Origin of the sequence: Pseudomonas sp. E45-MNA-CIBAN-0222, assembly GCF_040310405.1 — a bacterium.
Taxonomy (GTDB): Bacteria; Pseudomonadota; Gammaproteobacteria; order Pseudomonadales; family Pseudomonadaceae; genus Stutzerimonas; species Stutzerimonas stutzeri_AC.
Genome location: NZ_JBEOPU010000008.1, coordinates 174,561 through 190,676, shown reverse-complemented (window position 1 = coordinate 190,676; position 16,116 = coordinate 174,561). Strand labels below are relative to the sequence as shown.

The 16,116-nt window shown below is 59.4% G+C and carries 19 protein-coding genes; 1 reads left to right on the top strand and 18 read right to left on the bottom strand.

From position 1 onward, the window contains the following. Window positions 1-102: 102 nt before the first annotated feature. The 18 genes from bamB to trmJ all read right to left on the bottom strand — a co-directional run bounded on the left by bamB (window position 103) and on the right by trmJ (window position 15,154). Window positions 103-1,251 carry an outer membrane protein assembly factor BamB gene (gene bamB / locus AAEZ08_RS14065; protein WP_003284643.1) on the bottom strand — a complete coding sequence of 383 codons (1,149 nt, stop codon included), beginning with the start codon at window positions 1,249-1,251 and terminating at the stop codon, window positions 103-105. A 3-nt stretch (window positions 1,252-1,254) separates the two neighbouring features. Beyond that, the gene (locus AAEZ08_RS14060) at window positions 1,255-1,896 is read right to left on the bottom strand and encodes a tetratricopeptide repeat protein (protein ID WP_003284644.1); all 642 of its coding nucleotides are present in this window, start codon (window positions 1,894-1,896) and stop codon (window positions 1,255-1,257) included. Window positions 1,897-1,923: 27 nt separating this feature from the next. Then, window positions 1,924-3,213, bottom strand: a complete 1,290-nt coding sequence (gene hisS / locus AAEZ08_RS14055) for a histidine--tRNA ligase (RefSeq protein ID WP_003284646.1) — start codon at window positions 3,211-3,213, stop codon at window positions 1,924-1,926. A 16-nt stretch (window positions 3,214-3,229) separates the two neighbouring features. After that, the gene (ispG, locus tag AAEZ08_RS14050; RefSeq protein ID WP_003284647.1) at window positions 3,230-4,342 is read right to left on the bottom strand and encodes a flavodoxin-dependent (E)-4-hydroxy-3-methylbut-2-enyl-diphosphate synthase; all 1,113 of its coding nucleotides are present in this window, start codon (window positions 4,340-4,342) and stop codon (window positions 3,230-3,232) included. Between the two features lie 7 nt (window positions 4,343-4,349). Then, window positions 4,350-5,345, bottom strand: a complete 996-nt coding sequence (locus tag AAEZ08_RS14045) for a RodZ domain-containing protein (protein ID WP_102820208.1) — start codon at window positions 5,343-5,345, stop codon at window positions 4,350-4,352. After that, window positions 5,342-6,100, bottom strand: a complete 759-nt coding sequence (gene pilW, locus AAEZ08_RS14040; protein WP_003284651.1) for a type IV pilus biogenesis/stability protein PilW — start codon at window positions 6,098-6,100, stop codon at window positions 5,342-5,344. The genes AAEZ08_RS14045 and pilW overlap by 4 nt, the downstream gene beginning before the upstream one ends. An 11-nt stretch (window positions 6,101-6,111) precedes the next feature. After that, window positions 6,112-7,260 (bottom strand): dual-specificity RNA methyltransferase RlmN, encoded by a 1,149-nt coding sequence (rlmN, locus tag AAEZ08_RS14035; protein ID WP_058065264.1) that lies wholly within the window; start codon window positions 7,258-7,260, stop codon window positions 6,112-6,114. A 19-nt stretch (window positions 7,261-7,279) separates the two neighbouring features. Continuing rightward, window positions 7,280-7,711, bottom strand: coding sequence for a nucleoside-diphosphate kinase (ndk, locus tag AAEZ08_RS14030; RefSeq protein WP_003284654.1), 432 nt, complete (start codon window positions 7,709-7,711; stop codon window positions 7,280-7,282). Between the two features lie 164 nt (window positions 7,712-7,875). Then, window positions 7,876-8,076, bottom strand: coding sequence for a Fe-S cluster assembly protein IscX (iscX, locus tag AAEZ08_RS14025; RefSeq protein WP_003284656.1), 201 nt, complete (start codon window positions 8,074-8,076; stop codon window positions 7,876-7,878). 12 nt (window positions 8,077-8,088) lie between these two features. After that, window positions 8,089-8,427, bottom strand: coding sequence for an ISC system 2Fe-2S type ferredoxin (fdx, locus tag AAEZ08_RS14020; protein ID WP_003284657.1), 339 nt, complete (start codon window positions 8,425-8,427; stop codon window positions 8,089-8,091). Window positions 8,428-8,432: 5 nt separating this feature from the next. After that, window positions 8,433-10,295: a Fe-S protein assembly chaperone HscA gene (gene hscA, locus AAEZ08_RS14015; RefSeq protein ID WP_003284658.1), complete on the bottom strand. Its 1,863-nt coding sequence runs from the start codon at window positions 10,293-10,295 to the stop codon at window positions 8,433-8,435. A 41-nt stretch (window positions 10,296-10,336) separates the two neighbouring features. Further along, window positions 10,337-10,858, bottom strand: a complete 522-nt coding sequence (gene hscB, locus AAEZ08_RS14010; protein WP_003284660.1) for a co-chaperone HscB — start codon at window positions 10,856-10,858, stop codon at window positions 10,337-10,339. Between the two features lie 7 nt (window positions 10,859-10,865). Then, window positions 10,866-11,189: an iron-sulfur cluster assembly protein IscA gene (gene iscA, locus AAEZ08_RS14005; RefSeq protein ID WP_003284663.1), complete on the bottom strand. Its 324-nt coding sequence runs from the start codon at window positions 11,187-11,189 to the stop codon at window positions 10,866-10,868. Window positions 11,190-11,200: 11 nt separating this feature from the next. Then, window positions 11,201-11,587 carry a Fe-S cluster assembly scaffold IscU gene (gene iscU, locus AAEZ08_RS14000; protein WP_003284664.1) on the bottom strand — a complete coding sequence of 129 codons (387 nt, stop codon included), beginning with the start codon at window positions 11,585-11,587 and terminating at the stop codon, window positions 11,201-11,203. Window positions 11,588-11,630: 43 nt separating this feature from the next. Then, complete coding sequence (locus AAEZ08_RS13995) at window positions 11,631-12,845, bottom strand: IscS subfamily cysteine desulfurase (RefSeq protein WP_003284666.1); 1,215 nt, start codon at window positions 12,843-12,845, stop codon at window positions 11,631-11,633. Window positions 12,846-12,876: 31 nt separating this feature from the next. After that, complete coding sequence (gene iscR, locus AAEZ08_RS13990) at window positions 12,877-13,368, bottom strand: Fe-S cluster assembly transcriptional regulator IscR (RefSeq protein ID WP_003284667.1); 492 nt, start codon at window positions 13,366-13,368, stop codon at window positions 12,877-12,879. Window positions 13,369-13,541: 173 nt separating this feature from the next. Then, window positions 13,542-14,318 (bottom strand): serine O-acetyltransferase, encoded by a 777-nt coding sequence (gene cysE, locus AAEZ08_RS13985; protein ID WP_500124568.1) that lies wholly within the window; start codon window positions 14,316-14,318, stop codon window positions 13,542-13,544. Further along, on the bottom strand, window positions 14,318-15,154 hold the full coding sequence (gene trmJ / locus AAEZ08_RS13980) for a tRNA (cytosine(32)/uridine(32)-2'-O)-methyltransferase TrmJ (RefSeq protein ID WP_482693853.1): 837 nt from the start codon (window positions 15,152-15,154) through the stop codon (window positions 14,318-14,320). The genes cysE and trmJ overlap by 1 nt, the downstream gene beginning before the upstream one ends. 94 nt (window positions 15,155-15,248) lie before the next feature. Between trmJ and suhB the strand changes: the two genes are divergently transcribed. Continuing rightward, window positions 15,249-16,064, top strand: a complete 816-nt coding sequence (gene suhB, locus AAEZ08_RS13975) for a type III secretion system regulator SuhB (protein ID WP_500124567.1) — start codon at window positions 15,249-15,251, stop codon at window positions 16,062-16,064. Window positions 16,065-16,116 lie beyond the last annotated feature (52 nt).

Sequence of the window (16,116 nt, the reverse complement as noted above, 5' to 3'; positions counted from 1 at the left end):
AGGCTCTCCACTGCGATATTTCAGAAAACACGAAGGCCGCTGCAAGGCAGCGGCCGAATATTCAGGGCTCCGCCAGGCGGAGCCGTGGGGCGCAACGTGCGGTCAGTCAGCCTGACGGATAGTCAGCGCCACCAGCTTGCCGTCATTGCCGAAGGCATACAGCCAGTCGCCTTCGACTACCGGACGGGCACGGACGCCGGAGCTGTCGATACGCTCGCGAGCGACGAAACGACCATCAACCTGACTCAGCAGGTGCAGATAACCTTCGATGTCACCCACCACAACATAGCTGGAAAACACCGCCGGAGCTGAAAGCTGACGACGGGCCAGCGACTCGTTACGCCACAGGGCAGTAGTCGAACGCTCGTCGATGCCTTCGACAGTACCGTCGGCAAGGCTCAGGTAGACACTGCCATAACCAAGCGCCGCCCCGGAATAGCTGGAGGCGTCGCGCTGCCAGAGCACCCGGCCACTTTCCAGTTCCAACGCCGCAGCGCGGCCCTGATAGCTTGCAACGTACAACGTGCCCCCGGACAAAAGCAGGCCACCGTCGATATCCACAACCCGCTCAAGCTCGGAGCGACCTTGCGGAATGGCGACGCGCTGCTCCCACACCGGAAGTCCGCGACGGGTATCCAACGCAACGACCTTGCCACTCGACAGACCAGCAACAGCTAGCTGATTGGTCAACAGCGGCGCACCAGTGCCACGCAATGTCAGCACGGCAGGCGAGCTTTCGTAGCTCCAGCGCTGGGCGCCGGTATCGATTTCCAGCGCGATCAGCCGATCATCCTGGGTTTGCACCAGAACGATATCGCCGTTGACGGCAGGGGCGGCCAGCACTTCACTGCTGACCTGGCTGCGCCAGCGCTCCTCGCCAGTGCTGACGTCCAGCGCAAGCACCTCACCACGCAGGGTGCCGACAAGAACGAGGCCGTAACCAGCACCCACAGCGCCGGAAACCGGCTTGTCGAGCTTCTTCTTCCAGTTGACCTTGCCGGTCAACCGGTCCATCGAAACCACAAGCCCTTCGACGTCGGCGGCGTAGATCTGATCGCCGTATACCACCGGGGTCAGCAGGTTGTAGGTTTTGCCCTGCCCATCACCAATCGAGCGGCTCCACTCTTTCTTCAAGGAGATTTCCGACTTGAACTTGGTGAGTTCTGCCGGCTCCAGCTCTTTCGTGTCTTTGCTGCTGCAACCGGCGGCCAGTACGGCCAAGGTCAGCAACGCTGCAGTCTTCCAGCGCATCGTTTATGCCTCCCCTCGGGCCAGATCATCCAGCTTCATTTGCAAGCCACCAATGGCGGCATCCTGAGACAGCGACTCCTTGGCCTTGGTGTAGGCGGCATGCGCGTCGTCGCTACGGCCCAGCTGCACCAGAAGGTCACCCCGGAGCTCTTCACGGCTGGCGACGAACGCCTGGTCGGCCTTGCCGTCCAGCAACTTGAGTGCTTCTTCAGCCTTGTCCTGGGCAGCCAGTACACGAGCCAGACGCTGGCGCGCCAGCTCATCCAGGGTCTTGTCGGCAGGCTTGTCGACAACAGAGCGCAATTCGCTCGCCGCCTCATCCAAACGACCGGACTCAACTGCGACCTTGGCCATGAACAGGCTGCCGTACTGCGCGTAGTGTGTGCCGGCAAAATCTTTCTTCAGCACATTGGCCACGCGTGACACCTCGGCGACGTCGGCCTCACCGCCTTCCAACGCAGCAACCAGCAACTGCTGGTAAACCAGCGAGGCGCTCTGCGCCTGGTTGATCTGATGCTTCTGCCAGAACTGCCAGCCAAACACCAATACCAGGGCCAGCACCGCCCCCAGCAGCAGCGGCTTACCATTGCGCTGCCACCACTCTTTGATCTGCGCCAGTGTTTCTTCTTCGGTACCCGAGGTCACGCTGTCACTCCTTTCATTCGCTTAGTCTCAGACCTGCTCGAGGCAGGCAGCCAGACGCTCGGGTAGAGCATCCCAGGCAATGCTTTGTTGTTCGCTGTCGTCGCGCAGCGGTTTGCAACCTACCACGCGCCCTGCCAGTTCGTCCTCACCCAGAATCAGTGCGAAGCGCGCGCCGCTCTTGTCGGCTTTCTTGAACTGACTCTTGAAGCTACCGCCACCGGCATTGACCAGCAGGCGAAGGCCTGGCAATGCGTCACGCAGGCGCTCGCCCAATGCCAGAGCAGCCAGCTCGGCAGCCTCGCCGAAGGCACAGATATAGGCGTGCGGCGCGGGGCTCAACGCATCCGGTACCAGTTCGAGTGTTTCCAGCAGCAGCACTAGGCGCTCGACGCCCATGGCGAACCCAACGCCAGGCGTCGGCTTACCACCGAACTGGCTGATCAGGCCGTCGTAGCGACCGCCGGCACAGACCGTTCCCTGGGCACCAAGCTTGTCGGTGACCCACTCGAAAACGGTACGACCGTAGTAGTCCAGCCCGCGCACCAACTTCGGATTGATCTGATAGGCGATGCCCACTGCATCGAGGCGTGCCTTCAGACCGTCGAAATGCACCCTCGACTCGTCATCAAGGTAGTCATGCAGGGTCGGAGCATCAGCCAGCAGCGCCTGAGTCTGGGCATTCTTGCTGTCGAGAATACGCAGTGGATTGGTCGTCAGACGCCGCTGACTGTCCTCGTCGAGCTGGTCGAAACGCTGCTGCAGGTAGACAACCAAAGCATCGCGATAGCGTGCGCGGGCTTCGCTGGAACCCAAGCTGTTGAGCTGTAGGATTACCGCATCGGCAAGGCCGAGCTGCTTCCACAAGCGCGCCGTCAACACGATCAGCTCGGCGTCGACATCCGGCCCAGGCTGGTTGAAGACTTCCACGCCGATCTGGTGAAACTGGCGATAACGACCTTTCTGCGGCTTCTCGTAACGGAACATCGGTCCGGTGTACCAGAGTTTCTGCACCTGGCCGCCGCCGGTCAGCCCGTGCTCAAGGACAGCACGCACGCAGCCGGCAGTACCCTCAGGACGCAAGGTCAGCGACTCTTCGTTGCGATCGAGGAAGGTGTACATCTCCTTGTCGACCACGTCGGTACCTTCACCGATACCGCGAGCAAACAGATCGGTGAACTCCAGGATCGGCAGGCGAATCTCGCTATAACCGTAGCTGTCGAGCAGCTGCGCGAAAGTGCTTTCCAGGTAACGCCAGATCGGGGTCTGCGCGGGCAGAATATCGTTCATGCCACGAATGGCTTGCAGGGACTTGCTCAATGGGATTCCTTAAAGATCAGCTGCGCGCGATGACCGCCGCGTCGGCCGCGAGCTTCTCGGCGGCCTTGCGCCGGATGAGCCGCTCCAGCTCATCGACGAGGTTTTCGTTGTTCAGTTTCTGTGCCGGCTTGCCATCGATGTAGACAAGGTTGTTCGGGCTGCCACCGGTCAGGCCCACGTGCGCCTCCTTGGCCTCGCCCGGGCCATTGACCACACAGCCGATCACCGCGACGTCCAGCGGCACCAGCAGGTCTTCCACGCGGACTTCCAGCTCGTTCATGGTCTTGACCACATCGAAATTCTGCCGTGAACAGCTCGGGCAGGCGATGAAGTTGATACCACGCGAACGCAGACGCAGCGATTTGAGGATATCGAAGCCAACCTTGATTTCCTCGACGGGATCAGCCGCCAGCGACACGCGAATGGTGTCGCCGATGCCTTCGGCCAGCAACATGCCCAAGCCCACCGCAGACTTCACCGTGCCGGAGCGCAATCCGCCCGCCTCGGTAATGCCGAGATGCAGCGGTTGCTCGATCTGCCCGGCCAGTAAGCGATAGGCCTCCACCGCCATGAACACGTCGGATGCTTTGACGCTGACCTTGAAATCCTGGAAGTCCAGCCGATCAAGATGATCGACGTGGCGCAATGCGGACTCCACCAACGCTTGCGGTGTCGGCTCGCCATACTTCTTCTGCAGATCCTTTTCCAGCGAACCGGCATTGACGCCGATTCGGATCGGGATTCCCTTATCGCGTGCCGCGTCGACCACGGCGCGCACGCGATCCTCTCGCCCGATGTTGCCCGGGTTGATGCGTAGGCAATCGACACCAAGCTCGGCCACTCGCAGAGCGATCTGGTAATCGAAATGGATATCGGCCACGAGCGGCAACTGAACGAGCTGCCTGATACGACCAAACGCTTCAGCTGCCTCCATCGATGGAACCGAAACCCTGACGATATCGGCGCCAGCATTGGCCAGGCGCTGGATCTGCGCAACCGTCGCCTCGACATCGCAGGTTTCGGTATTGGTCATGCTCTGTACGGAAATCGGCGCATCGCCACCGACCGGAACGCTACCCACCCAGATCTTGCGAGATTGGCGGCGCTTGATAGGAGATTCGGAATGCATGGTCAGGTTACTGTCCGAGCTTGAGGCGCGCAGTCTCGCCGCGCATGTGAGAGGCGAGGTTCACAGCCTCGCCGTTGTAACTGAGTTTGGCGCCGCGGGCGTACCCCAGGTGCACATCTAGCGGCGGCTTGCCGCTTACCGTCCTGCTGGTTCCGGCCTTGGCCAGCGCACTGAACAGCACCCGACCATCGGCATCGCTAACACGCGTCCAGCAATCGGCGGTAAAGCTCAACTCCAGCTGCGACTCGCCGGGCGCTGGTGCCACTGCGCTCGCCGACTCGCTCGTTGCTGCTGGCTCCGGCGCTTGAACGACGGTGTTCTCAGCCACACTTTCAGGCAATGCCAGTGGCAGTGATTGCGCTGCCTCGGAGCCCGCTGCGCTAGCGCCTGACTCGGCGGGAGCCAGCGTGGTTTCGGAAGGCTCGACGACTTCTTCGCCTGCGCTCAGTTGCGCTAGCGGCTCAGCTTGTTGCTCTGCCTGCTCCGCGACTTCATCGGCCCGGTCGAGCAAGTGAATCTGCGTCGTCCCGTCAGCGCCCTCAACTTCGATTCGCTCCAGCGCTGATATAGGTCGCGTAGTGGACTCCCCCGCGGAATGTTCCTGCCACCAAAACCAGGCCGCTGCAGCAAGGACCAGCAGCAACGCGAATCCGAAGAAGCGCATGAAGCTCCGAGATAAACGGCCGGGCTCTTCGATGCGACCCAGACTGTGGACACTGCTCCCTGAAGCATTGGTGCCGGTGTGCTGGTCGAACTCCTGAACCAGGCGAGTCTGATCCAGACCCAGCAACTTGGCATACGCACGAACGTACCCCCGGGCGAAGGTATGCCCGGGGAGCTGGCTAAAATCACCAGCTTCTATGCGGGCAAGGGATCGCTCGGTGAGATTCAGCTGCTGCGCAACCGCGGCAAGGGTCCAGCCCTTTTCTTCGCGCGCGTTACGCAAGGTTTCGCCGGGATTGTTGCCCATCGGTGCAGCGGATTCTTGGTGCGGCGCGGTCATCGTTGCTCCGAAAGATATTGCTTGTACTCATCCGTACCGGGATACAACCGCCTTAGCTGCAATCCGAGGCTCGCAGCGGTATCGCGGTCCTGATGGATGTTGGCCAGGCGGATACCGAGTAACAAGCTGCGTGCATTCTGCTCGGCCAACTGGCTGAAACTATCGTAGTAACGCTTTGCTGGGACGTACTGCTTGTCGTCGAAGGACATAAGCGCCAGTTCCAGCAAGGCACGTGGCTGACGCCCATCGAGCCGCAGTGAGCGGGTGAAGTGACGCTCGGCCTCCTCACGCTGGCCCAACTGCAAGGCTGTCATTCCAAGGTTTTGAAAGACACGCGCACGCTCGGGATACAGATTATCCTCGGCGGCCTGACTGAAACGCTCCATGGCCTCAGGATAGCGCTTCTGTTCGAACAGGAAACTGCCGTAGTTGTTCAGGATGCGTGCATCCTTGCGGCTGGATAGCGCCTCACGATAGTGCTTATCGGCCAGGTCGTTTTCCATTTCCGTCTGGAACACCAGCGCCAGCGCCGCATGTGCGTCGGCACTGCGCGGATCCATCTCAAGCGCTTTGCGTAATGGTGTTTTGGCACGCGCGGCGGCGCCTTGCTGCAGATAGCCGATGCCCAGCTGAATGTAGGCGTCACGCGCCTGTTGCCGGCCCTGGTCGGTTTTTAACGGATCAACGGTTCCAGAAGACACACAACCGGCCAATAGGCCGGTCATTAGAAGCAGCAGCGCAGCGCGCAGAATCATCAGCATCCCCCTCAGGATCGGTTCGAAGCAGTTTGCGCCGCACCTGGCTCGCTCTGTAGCTCACGCACAGCGATGTATCTCTCGCTTCGACGCGTCCGATCCAGAACCTGGCCGACGAGCTGACCGCAAGCCGCGTCGATGTCTTCGCCGCGGGTGGTACGCACCGTCACATTGTGCCCACCTTTGTGCAGGATGTCCTGAAAACGGCGAATGGCATTGTTGCTCGGCCGCTCATATCCGGAATGAGGGAATGGATTGAACGGGATCAGGTTGATCTTGCACGGGATGTTTGCCAGCAGCGTGATCATCTGCTCGGCGTGCTCGGGCTGATCGTTAATGCCTTTGAGTAGCGTGTACTCGATCGTCAGCACGCGTTTCTCGCCAAGCTGGGAAATGTAGCGCTTGCATGCCGCGAGCAACATATCCAGCGGATACTTCTTGTTGATCGGCACCAACTGGTCACGCAGCTCATCGTTGGGCGCGTGCAGCGACAACGCGAGAGAAACGTCGATGACCCTGGCCAACTCATCGATCATCGGCACAACGCCGGATGTCGAGAGCGTCACCTTGCGCTTGGAAATACCGTAACCGAGGTCGTCCATCATGATGTGCATGGCGGCAACGACGTTGTCGAAATTCAGCAGTGGCTCGCCCATCCCCATCATCACCACGTTGGTGATCGCACGATCGATTTTCGCCGGGATGGAGCCGAATGATTTGTTGGCAATCCAGACCTGACCGATTACCTCGGCCGCCGTCAGGTTGCTGTTGAAGCCTTGTTTGCCGGTGGAGCAGAAACTGCAATCCAGCGCACAACCGGCCTGCGAGGACACGCACAGCGTTCCACGCCCGCCTTGGGGGATGTACACCGTTTCCACGCAACTGCCCGAAGCGACACGCACAACCCACTTGCGGGTACCGTCGCTGGAGATGTCTTCGCTGACAATCTCCGGGCCGCGAATCTCGGCGCAAGCCTTGAGCTTTTCGCGCAAGGCCTTGCCGAGATTGCTCATGGCGTCGAAATCATCGACACCAAAATGGTGAATCCACTTCATCACCTGACCGGCGCGAAAACGCTTCTCCCCGACGGACTCGAAGAAGCTCTCCAGTTGAGACTGGGTAAGCCCGAGCAGATTCACTTTACCGGTCGTGGCAATCATTGAATTCACCTTCGCTCAATCAGCGAATGCGTGCACACACTTCGGTGGCAGCAAAGAAGTAAGCGATTTCACGAGCAGCGGAAGCTTCCGAATCGGAGCCATGTACAGCGTTCTCGTCGATGGAAACGGCGAAGTCGGCGCGAATGGTGCCGGCAGCAGCTTCTTTCGGGTTGGTAGCACCCATCAGTTCACGGTTCTTGGCGATGGCGTCTTCACCTTCCAGAACCTGAACGATGACAGGACCGGAAGTCATGAAAGCAACCAGGTCCTTGAAGAAGCCGCGCTCGCTGTGCTCGGCGTAGAAGCCAGCTGCTTCGCGCTCGGACAGCTGAACCATCTTGGAAGCGACGACGCGCAGGCCGGCCTTCTCGAAACGGGTGGTGATTTCGCCGATAACGTTCTTGGCGACGGCGTCAGGCTTGATGATGGAGAAGGTGCGTTGCAGGGCCATGTAGGACTCCAAAACTGATGGGTTAAAGCGAACGAGTAAACCCGCGGATTATACGCGGGTTCATGTCAAAACATAAGGGTAGAGGGCCGGACTCTGGATGATGCAGCAGACCGCCGAACGGTCTGCAACGGGCGCACGACGAGCAGGAGAAACCTCAACCAGGCTTATTCAGCCTCTTCGATCCAGGCTGCCTGGATAGCTTCGAGGACCTTTTCGCCACCTCGACTCGGTTCATCGGCAAAATCCGGCAACTCCAGCACCCAACGATGCAGATTGACGAAATTCACATAGCGCGGATCGACATCGGCCTTGCGCTCAGCCAGCTCGATGGCAATCTCCTGCACATCACTCCATTTAAGCTGCATGACGCATGCCCCTCAGTGCCCTTCGGAAACCTGATTAATGGTGTACTTGGGTATCTCTACCACGAGATCGGCGTCAGCCACGACCGCCTGGCATGACAACCGCGAATTGGGCTCCAAACCCCACGCCTTATCAAGCATGTCGTCCTCCAACTCGTCGGAGGCTTCGAGCGACTGGAACCCCTCGCGCACCACTACGTGACAGGTCGTGCAGGCGCAGGACTTTTCGCAAGCATGCTCAATGTCGATGCCATAACGCAGCGCGGCATCAAGCACCGTCTCGCCGACCTGCGCCTCTATAACGGCCCCTTCCGGGCAATGGTCGGCGTTGGGCAGGAAAATGATCTGCGGCATCAGGGTCAATCCTCAATATCGTTAAGCCGCCGCCCGGCCAGCGCGGCCTTGACGGTGGAATCCAGCCGGCGCGCAGCGAAGGCGTCGGTAATCTGGCTCAGGCGTTTGGTCTGGCGCTCTATGGCTACTACATCCTGACTGTCCAGCAGCCCGCGCAATTCAGCCACTTGCGAGTCGATCGCTACGCGCTCTTCGACGGACAGCAAACGCTCGCCATCGGCGACTAGTGCGGCCTCCACCGCCTCGAGCAGGCGCTGGGCATCTACCAACTGCTCACGCAGTGCGCGCGCATCTCGATCCACATCAGCCTGGCGGAAAGAGTCTTCCAGCATTCTGGCGATCTCGCCATCTGTAAGCCCGTAGGATGGCTTGACCTGGATGCTGGCTTCGACGCCGGACGCCAACTCACGCGCCGACACGCTGAGCAAGCCATCAGCATCGACCTGGAAGGTCACACGAATTTTTGCCGCGCCTGCAACCATTGGCGGAATACCGCGCAACTCGAATCGAGCCAGCGAGCGGCAATCGGAAATCAGCTCACGCTCGCCCTGCAGCACATGAATCATCATGGCCGACTGGCCATCTTTGTAGGTGGTGAAGTCCTGAGCGCGTGCGACCGGAATCGTCGTATTGCGCGGGATGATCTTCTCCATCAGCCCGCCCATGGTTTCCAGACCAAGGGACAGCGGGATCACATCCAGCAAAAGCAGCTCTTCTCCGTCGCGATTATTGCCAGCCAGCGTTTCGGCCTGAATCGCCGCGCCAATGGCTACGACCTCATCAGGATCGATATCGGTCAGCGGCTCGCGACCGAACAACTGCCCCACCGCCGAGCGCACCTTCGGCACCCGAGTCGAACCGCCGACCATGACCACGGCGGTGATCTCTTCGAGCTCCACCCCCGAGTCGCGCACCGCGCGCCGGCAGGACTTGAGACTGCGCGAAATCATCGGCTCGATCAACGCATCGAAGGTTTCCCGATGCAGCTCACCCGACCAGCCTGCATAATCGACACTCACCGCATCTACATCACTGAGACGCTCTTTGGCATCGCAGGCGATCTTCAACAATTCACGCTGCGCACCCGGTCCGAGATCGCCTGAAACACCAGCACACTCGAGGATCCAGTCCGCTATGGCATGGTCGAAATCATCACCACCCAGTGCCGTGTCACCGCCAGTCGCCAGCACCTCGAAAACGCCCTTGGTCAGGCGAAGGATCGATATATCAAAGGTGCCGCCGCCCAGGTCGTATATCGCGACGACGCCTTCCGCCTGGCGATCCAGACCGTAAGCGACCGCCGCTGCAGTCGGTTCATTGAGTAGGCGCAACACGCTGAGTCCGGCGAGCCTTGCGGCATCCTTCGTCGCCTGACGCTGCGCATCGTCGAAGTAGGCCGGCACTGTGATCACCGCTCCGACCAATTCACCACCCAGGCTCGCCTCTGCGCGCTGGCGCAGCGCGCGAAGGATCTCGGCAGAAATCTCCACAGGGCTCTTGGCGCCCTGTACCGTTTCAATGAACGGCATCTGCGACTCAGCTTGGCGAAAGCGATAAGGCAGCTGCTCACCAAGCTGCTTGACGTCGGCGAGACCGCGCCCCATCAGGCGCTTGACCGAACTGATGGTATTGAACGGATCAGTAGCAGCGGCAAGCTTGGCCTGCGCACCAACCTCCACGCGATCGGCGTGGTAACGCACCACCGACGGCAGGATTACCTGTCCATCGGCATCAGCCAGTGGCGCCGTAATGCCACTGCGTAGCGCAGCGACGAGCGAATTGGTGGTACCCAAGTCTATTCCGACAGCCAGGCGCCGCTGATGTGGCTGCGGGGTTTGTCCGGGCTCGGCAATCTGAAGTAAGGCCATGTCTGTCTGATATCGGGCGCAACGCAAAGCGCTGCGCGGGGTTAATCGTCGAGGCGCTCTTCTAGTTGGCGCACTTCCTGGGTCAGCTTGTCGAGAAACTGCATGCGTCGAGCCAAGCGCTCTGCATCTTCGCGGCGCGCCGGATCTCGCCAGATCTGGGCAAAATCGCTATTTAGCCCGTGCTGTGCTTGTTTCAAGCGAGACTTGAAAGCAGCAACACCATCAAGATCTGCTTGCTCCTGCAGCTCTTCGAGCTCTTCGCGCCAGTGCATTTGCTGCATAAGGAAGGCAGGATCCTGAACCGTCGTCTCCAGCGGCACCTCATGCCCACCGATCGCGAGCAGATAGCGCGCGCGCCGACTTGGGCTCTTCAGCGTCTGGTACGCCTCATTGAGATTGGCAGAACTCTCGAGCGCCTTACGCTGGTCACTCTCACCCGCGTCCGCAAAGCGATCCGGATGTACCTGGCGAGCAAGGTCGCGATAACGATCAGCAAGATGCGCGAGATCCAATTCGAAATCGGGCTTCAGCTCAAACAATGCAAAATGACAAGGAGTACCCACGGCGTCCTCAGATATTGAAGCTCTCGCCGCAGCCACATTCGCCACGAACGTTCGGGTTGTTGAACTTGAAGCCCTCATTGAGGCCTTCGCGAACAAAATCGAGCTCAGTGCCATCGAGATACACAAGGCTCTTGGGATCAATGATCACATTCACCCCGTGACTCTCGAACACCGAATCTTCTTCCGCCGTCTCATCGACGAACTCAAGGACGTAAGCCAGGCCGGAGCACCCCGTAGTACGCACTCCAAGCCTTACACCTACACCCTTGCCCCGCCCATCCAGAGAGCGGCGAACATGCTGAGCTGCAGCAGGTGTCATGGTGATAGCCATCGCAACCTCCCTTAGAGCAGACCTTTCTTCTCGCGATAGTCGCGTACCGCAGCCTTGATCGCATCTTCGGCGAGCACGGAGCAGTGAATCTTCACCGGCGGTAGCGCCAACTCTTCGGCCAGCTGGGTGTTCTTGATGGTTTCGGCCTCTTCCAGGGTCTTGCCCTTCATCCACTCGGTGGCGAGCGAACTGGAAGCAATGGCCGAACCGCAGCCATAGGTCTTGAACTTGGCATCCTCAATGACGCCCTGCTCGTTGACCTTGATCTGCAGGCGCATTACGTCGCCGCAGGCCGGCGCGCCAACCATGCCGGTACCGATGCTAGGGTCTTCAGCGTCGAACTTGCCGACGTTGCGCGGATTTTCGTAGTGGTCGATGACCTTATCGCTATATGCCATGGTGCAATCCTCTTAGATCAGGCTATGCGGCGCTGGGCGCCGGTCAGTGGGCTTGCCACTCGACCTTGGAAATGTCGACACCGTCTTTGAACATATCCCACAGGGGCGAGAGCTCACGCAGCTTGGTTACGGCCTCACACACCTTCTGCGCGGCGTAGTCGATCTCTTCTTCGGTCGTGAACCGGCCAAAGGTGAAGCGAATGGAACTGTGCGCCAATTCATCGTTGCGACCCAGCGCACGCAGCACATACGAAGGCTCCAGCGAAGCAGACGTACAGGCAGAACCCGAAGAAACCGCAAGATCCTTGAGCGCCATGATCAGCGATTCGCCCTCAACATAGTTGAAGCTGAGATTGAGATTGTGCGGGACACGAACGGTCATGCTGCCGTTCACATAAAGCTCTTCGAGGTGCTCGACCTGCTTGTAGAAGCGATCACGCAGCGCACGGATGCGCTCGTTTTCCTGGGCCATTTCCTCCTTCGCTATACGGAAGGCTTCACCCATCCCGACGAGCTGATGAGTTGCCAAGGTACCGGAGCGCATGCCGCGCTCGTGCCCACCACCATGCATTTGCGCTTCAAGGCGCACGCGCGGCTTGCGACGAACGTACAACGCACCAACTCCCTTCGGCCCGTAAGTCTTGTGGGCAGAAAAAGACATTAGATCGACCTTCATCTTTTCCAGATCGATCTCCACCTTGCCGGTAGATTGCGCCGCATCGACATGCAGAAGGATACCGCGCGAACGCGTCAGCTCGCCGATGGCAGTAATATCGTTGATCGTGCCGATCTCGTTATTGACGTGTATTACCGAAACTAGAATCGTGTCATCACGAAGTGCAGCCTCGACCATCGCGGGAGTGACGATGCCATCCTCTCCCGGCTCGATGTAAGTGACCTCGAAGCCTTCGCGCTCGAGCTGGCGGGTGGTATCCAGCACCGCTTTGTGCTCGATCTTGGTAGTGACGATGTGCTTGCCTTTGGAAGCGTAGAAATGCGCCACGCCCTTAATGGCCAGATTATCGGATTCGGTTGCGCCGGATGTCCAAACGATTTCCCGTGGGTCTGCGTTGACCAGCTCAGCCACCTGACGACGAGCATTCTCGACTGCTTCTTCAGCCTTCCAGCCGAAAGCATGCGAGCGTGACGCCGGGTTTCCGAAATTGCCTTCGACAGACAGACATTCAATCATTTTGGCGGCAACACGCGAATCCACCGGTGTGGTCGCGGAGTAGTCCAGATAAATCGGCAATTTCATTCAGATATCTCCTATCAGGCAGTCGCCCTGCTCATTCGATGGCGGACGTTTCTATCTTGTCCATCTGCGGCGTAGTGCCACCAGATTTACGCATATCCTGGCGCAGCGCGACCTGCTGTACGTCCTGACGCTTGACCAGATCAGCCAGACTGATACCGCTGAGAAACTCGTGGATCTGCTGACTGAGATCACACCACAGATGATGGGTCAGACAGGTATCACCAGAGTGACAGCCTCCCAATCCCTGGCAGCGCGTGGCATCGACAGACTCATTAACAGCATCGATCACCTGGGCCACCTGAATGCCCGCCATGTCACGCGAGAGCTGATAGCCGCCGCCCGGACCACGCACGCTGGTCACCAAGCTGCCACGGCGCAGCTTTGCGAACAGTTGCTCGAGATAGGAAAGGGAAATCCCCTGCCGCTCGGAAATGTCGGCCAGGGAGACCGGTCCATGCTGCGCATGTAGCGCCAGATCAAGCATGGCGGTAACGGCATAACGGCCTTTGGTGGTTAATCGCATCGGTCTGCACCAAGCTTTACGGTTTGGCGCAATTATGCAATTCCCGAGTATTTGAGTCAACTATAAGACCTATTAATTTAGTAGGTCTTTACCCGACTCCGCCTGATCCGCACCAGCTGGACGCACCAATGCGGCAGCCCGGCATGATACCAGCTGCTGCCAGCCACCGCACTTCAGGCGCGCGGCTCACCAACATCGGACTTTACTTCCACGAAGTCCTCTTCTCGCAGCTCTGGCAGATCCTTGGCGCAGTAATCGCTTCCCAATGCCTTGAGCGCCCCGCACATGCCCTCCAGTCGCTCCTCGACGGCCTGCACATGATCGAGCAACTGGCCAATGGCTCGCGCGACGGGGTCCGGCATATCCTCGCTGACACCATAGGCATCGAAACCAATCTTCTCGGCAATGGCTTTGCGCTTGGCTTCCTGCTCATCGCTAGACTTGACGATGACCCGCCCCGGGATCCCCACCGCAGTAGCCCCCGGCGGCACCTCGCGAGTGACGACTGCATTGGAGCCGATCTTCGCACCCGCGCCGACAGTGAACGGGCCTAGTATCTTGGCACCCGCCCCCACAATCACCCCATCTTCGAGCGTCGGGTGGCGCTTACCCTTATTCCAGCTGGTGCCGCCCAGCGTCACGCCATGGTAAAGCGTCACGTCATCGCCAATCTCCGCAGTCTCACCGATCACGATCCCCATCCCATGATCAATGAAGAAACGCCGGCCGATCCTGGCACCCGGATGAATCTCCACCCCTGTCAGCCAGCGCCCGAGATTCGAAGACACGCGCGCGAGCCATTTCCACTCATGCAGCCACAGCCAATGGGAAAGCCGATGCATCCATATGGCGTGCAGCCCTGGGTAGCAGGTCAGAATTTCGAACGCATTACGTGCCGCTGGATCGCGATGAAAAACACTCTGAATGTCTTCGCGCATGCGTTCGAACATCAGTCACTTCTCCGCTTATGGGGCTCGCCGCGGGCCGCCTTCTGAGTTTCGGTGAGGATACCGCGCAGGATATTCATCTCAAGCTTACTGATACCACTGCGGCCATAGAGGCGACGCAGTCGAGGCATCAAATGCCTCGGCTTGGCCGGGTCGAGAAAACCGATATCCACCAGAGTTTGCTCAAGATGACTAAAGTAATTCTCCAACTCATCTACGGTGACCGACTGGGCATCCAACATTGCAGTGGTTTCCAGCTTTTCGACCTTCGTCGGGCGCCCCTCGGCAACCAACCAAGCCATACGCACCTCGTAGGTAAGCACCTGCACAGCAGCAGCAAGATTCAACGAGCTGAATTGCGGATCAGACGGGATATGTACGTGATACTGGCATCGCTGCAGCTCTTCATTGGTCAGCCCGGCATACTCGCGACCGAACACCAGCGCGACCTCACCTCCCGAGGCGGCTTGCTCCACGGACACCGACGCACACTCACGAGGGTCCAGCAACGGCCATGGAATGCGCCTGTCGCGCGCACTGGTTCCGAGGACCAGACTGCAGCCAACCAAGGCCTCCTCCAGCGTTGCAACAACCTGCGCGGAGTCGAGAATATCGGTCGCACCAGACGCTCTAGCGACAGCGTTAGGGCTAGGAAAGTCCTCAGGATCGACCAGAACCAAGCGCGACAGTCCCATATTCTTCATGGCCCGAGCCGCGCCACCGATATTGCCGGCATGACTGGTATTGACCAATACCACACGAATTTTTTGCAGCGACACAATGATTCTCGGCTTGAAAGCGAGCAGAAAGCTTACAGGAAGCGCCTCCTTATTCGCCATCTGCCGTGCCCTGCAAAGGCACCGCTGACGCTACATGCGTGGACGCTTTCCTGATAGAATTTCGCGCTTTCTTTAATGACCAGGTAATTGATACATGCAGCCCATGCTGAATATCGCGCTGCGCGCCGCCCGCAGCGCCGGTGAACTGATTGTCCGCTCCACCGATCGCCTGGATGCAATCTCGGTCAACGAGAAAGAAGCGAAGGATTACGTCACTGAAATCGACAAGGCCGCCGAGCAAAGCATCATCAATGCACTGCGCAAAGCCTTTCCGAATCACGGCATCCTCGGCGAAGAAGGCGGGCTGCTCGAAGGAACCGGTGACGGCGCTGATTACCTGTGGATCATCGATCCGCTGGACGGCACCACCAACTTCGTTCGCGGCATCCCTCACTACGCCGTGAGCATTGCCTGCAAATACCGCGGACGCCTCGAGCACGCAGTCGTTCTCGACCCGGTGCGCCAGGAAGAATTTACTGCGAGCCGTGGCCGCGGCGCTGCTCTGAACGGCAGACGCCTGCGAGTCAGTGCGCGCAAGAGCCTGGATGGCGCCCTGCTCGGCACCGGCTTTCCATTCAAGGACGGCCAGATGGACAACCTGGACGCCTACCTGAACATGTTCCGCAGCCTGGTTGGCCAGACCTCGGGGCTGCGTCGCGCTGGCGCTGCCAGCCTCGACCTGGCCTATGTCGCCGCAGGCCGCTTCGATGCATTCTGGGAGTTCGGCCTGGCCGAATGGGACATGGCAGCGGGCGCCCTGCTGATTCAGGAGGCCGGCGGCCTCGTGAGCGACTTCAGCGGCGGACATGACTTCCTCGAAAAGGGGCAGGTCGTTGCCGGCAACACCAAGTGCTTCAAGGCCGTACTGACCACAATCCAACCGCATTTGACGCCGTCGCTCAAGCGCTGAGAACGGATCAAAAAAAACGCCCCAACGGGGCGTTTTTTTGGATCTGCATATT

What these genes read in the sequence shown, in the direction of transcription:
- bamB (WP_003284643.1), bottom strand. Translation starts at nt 1,251, where the DNA reads ATGCGCTGGAAGACTGCAGCGTTGCTGACCTTGGCCGTACTGGCCGCC.
- ispG (WP_003284647.1), bottom strand. Translation starts at nt 4,342, where the DNA reads ATGCATTCCGAATCTCCTATCAAGCGCCGCCAATCTCGCAAGATCTGG.
- AAEZ08_RS14045 (WP_102820208.1), bottom strand. Translation starts at nt 5,345, where the DNA reads ATGACCGCGCCGCACCAAGAATCCGCTGCACCGATGGGCAACAATCCC.
- pilW (WP_003284651.1), bottom strand. Translation starts at nt 6,100, where the DNA reads ATGATTCTGCGCGCTGCGCTGCTGCTTCTAATGACCGGCCTATTGGCC.
- rlmN (WP_058065264.1), bottom strand. Translation starts at nt 7,260, where the DNA reads ATGATTGCCACGACCGGTAAAGTGAATCTGCTCGGGCTTACCCAGTCT.
- ndk (WP_003284654.1), bottom strand. Translation starts at nt 7,711, where the DNA reads ATGGCCCTGCAACGCACCTTCTCCATCATCAAGCCTGACGCCGTCGCC.
- iscX (WP_003284656.1), bottom strand. Translation starts at nt 8,076, where the DNA reads ATGCAGCTTAAATGGAGTGATGTGCAGGAGATTGCCATCGAGCTGGCT.
- fdx (WP_003284657.1), bottom strand. Translation starts at nt 8,427, where the DNA reads ATGCCGCAGATCATTTTCCTGCCCAACGCCGACCATTGCCCGGAAGGG.
- hscA (WP_003284658.1), bottom strand. Translation starts at nt 10,295, where the DNA reads ATGGCCTTACTTCAGATTGCCGAGCCCGGACAAACCCCGCAGCCACAT.
- iscA (WP_003284663.1), bottom strand. Translation starts at nt 11,189, where the DNA reads ATGGCTATCACCATGACACCTGCTGCAGCTCAGCATGTTCGCCGCTCT.
- iscU (WP_003284664.1), bottom strand. Translation starts at nt 11,587, where the DNA reads ATGGCATATAGCGATAAGGTCATCGACCACTACGAAAATCCGCGCAAC.
- AAEZ08_RS13995 (WP_003284666.1), bottom strand. Translation starts at nt 12,845, where the DNA reads ATGAAATTGCCGATTTATCTGGACTACTCCGCGACCACACCGGTGGAT.
- iscR (WP_003284667.1), bottom strand. Translation starts at nt 13,368, where the DNA reads ATGCGATTAACCACCAAAGGCCGTTATGCCGTTACCGCCATGCTTGAT.
- cysE (WP_500124568.1), bottom strand. Translation starts at nt 14,318, where the DNA reads ATGTTCGAACGCATGCGCGAAGACATTCAGAGTGTTTTTCATCGCGAT.
- trmJ (WP_482693853.1), bottom strand. Translation starts at nt 15,154, where the DNA reads ATGGCGAATAAGGAGGCGCTTCCTGTAAGCTTTCTGCTCGCTTTCAAG.
- suhB (WP_500124567.1), top strand. Translation starts at nt 15,249, where the DNA reads ATGCAGCCCATGCTGAATATCGCGCTGCGCGCCGCCCGCAGCGCCGGT.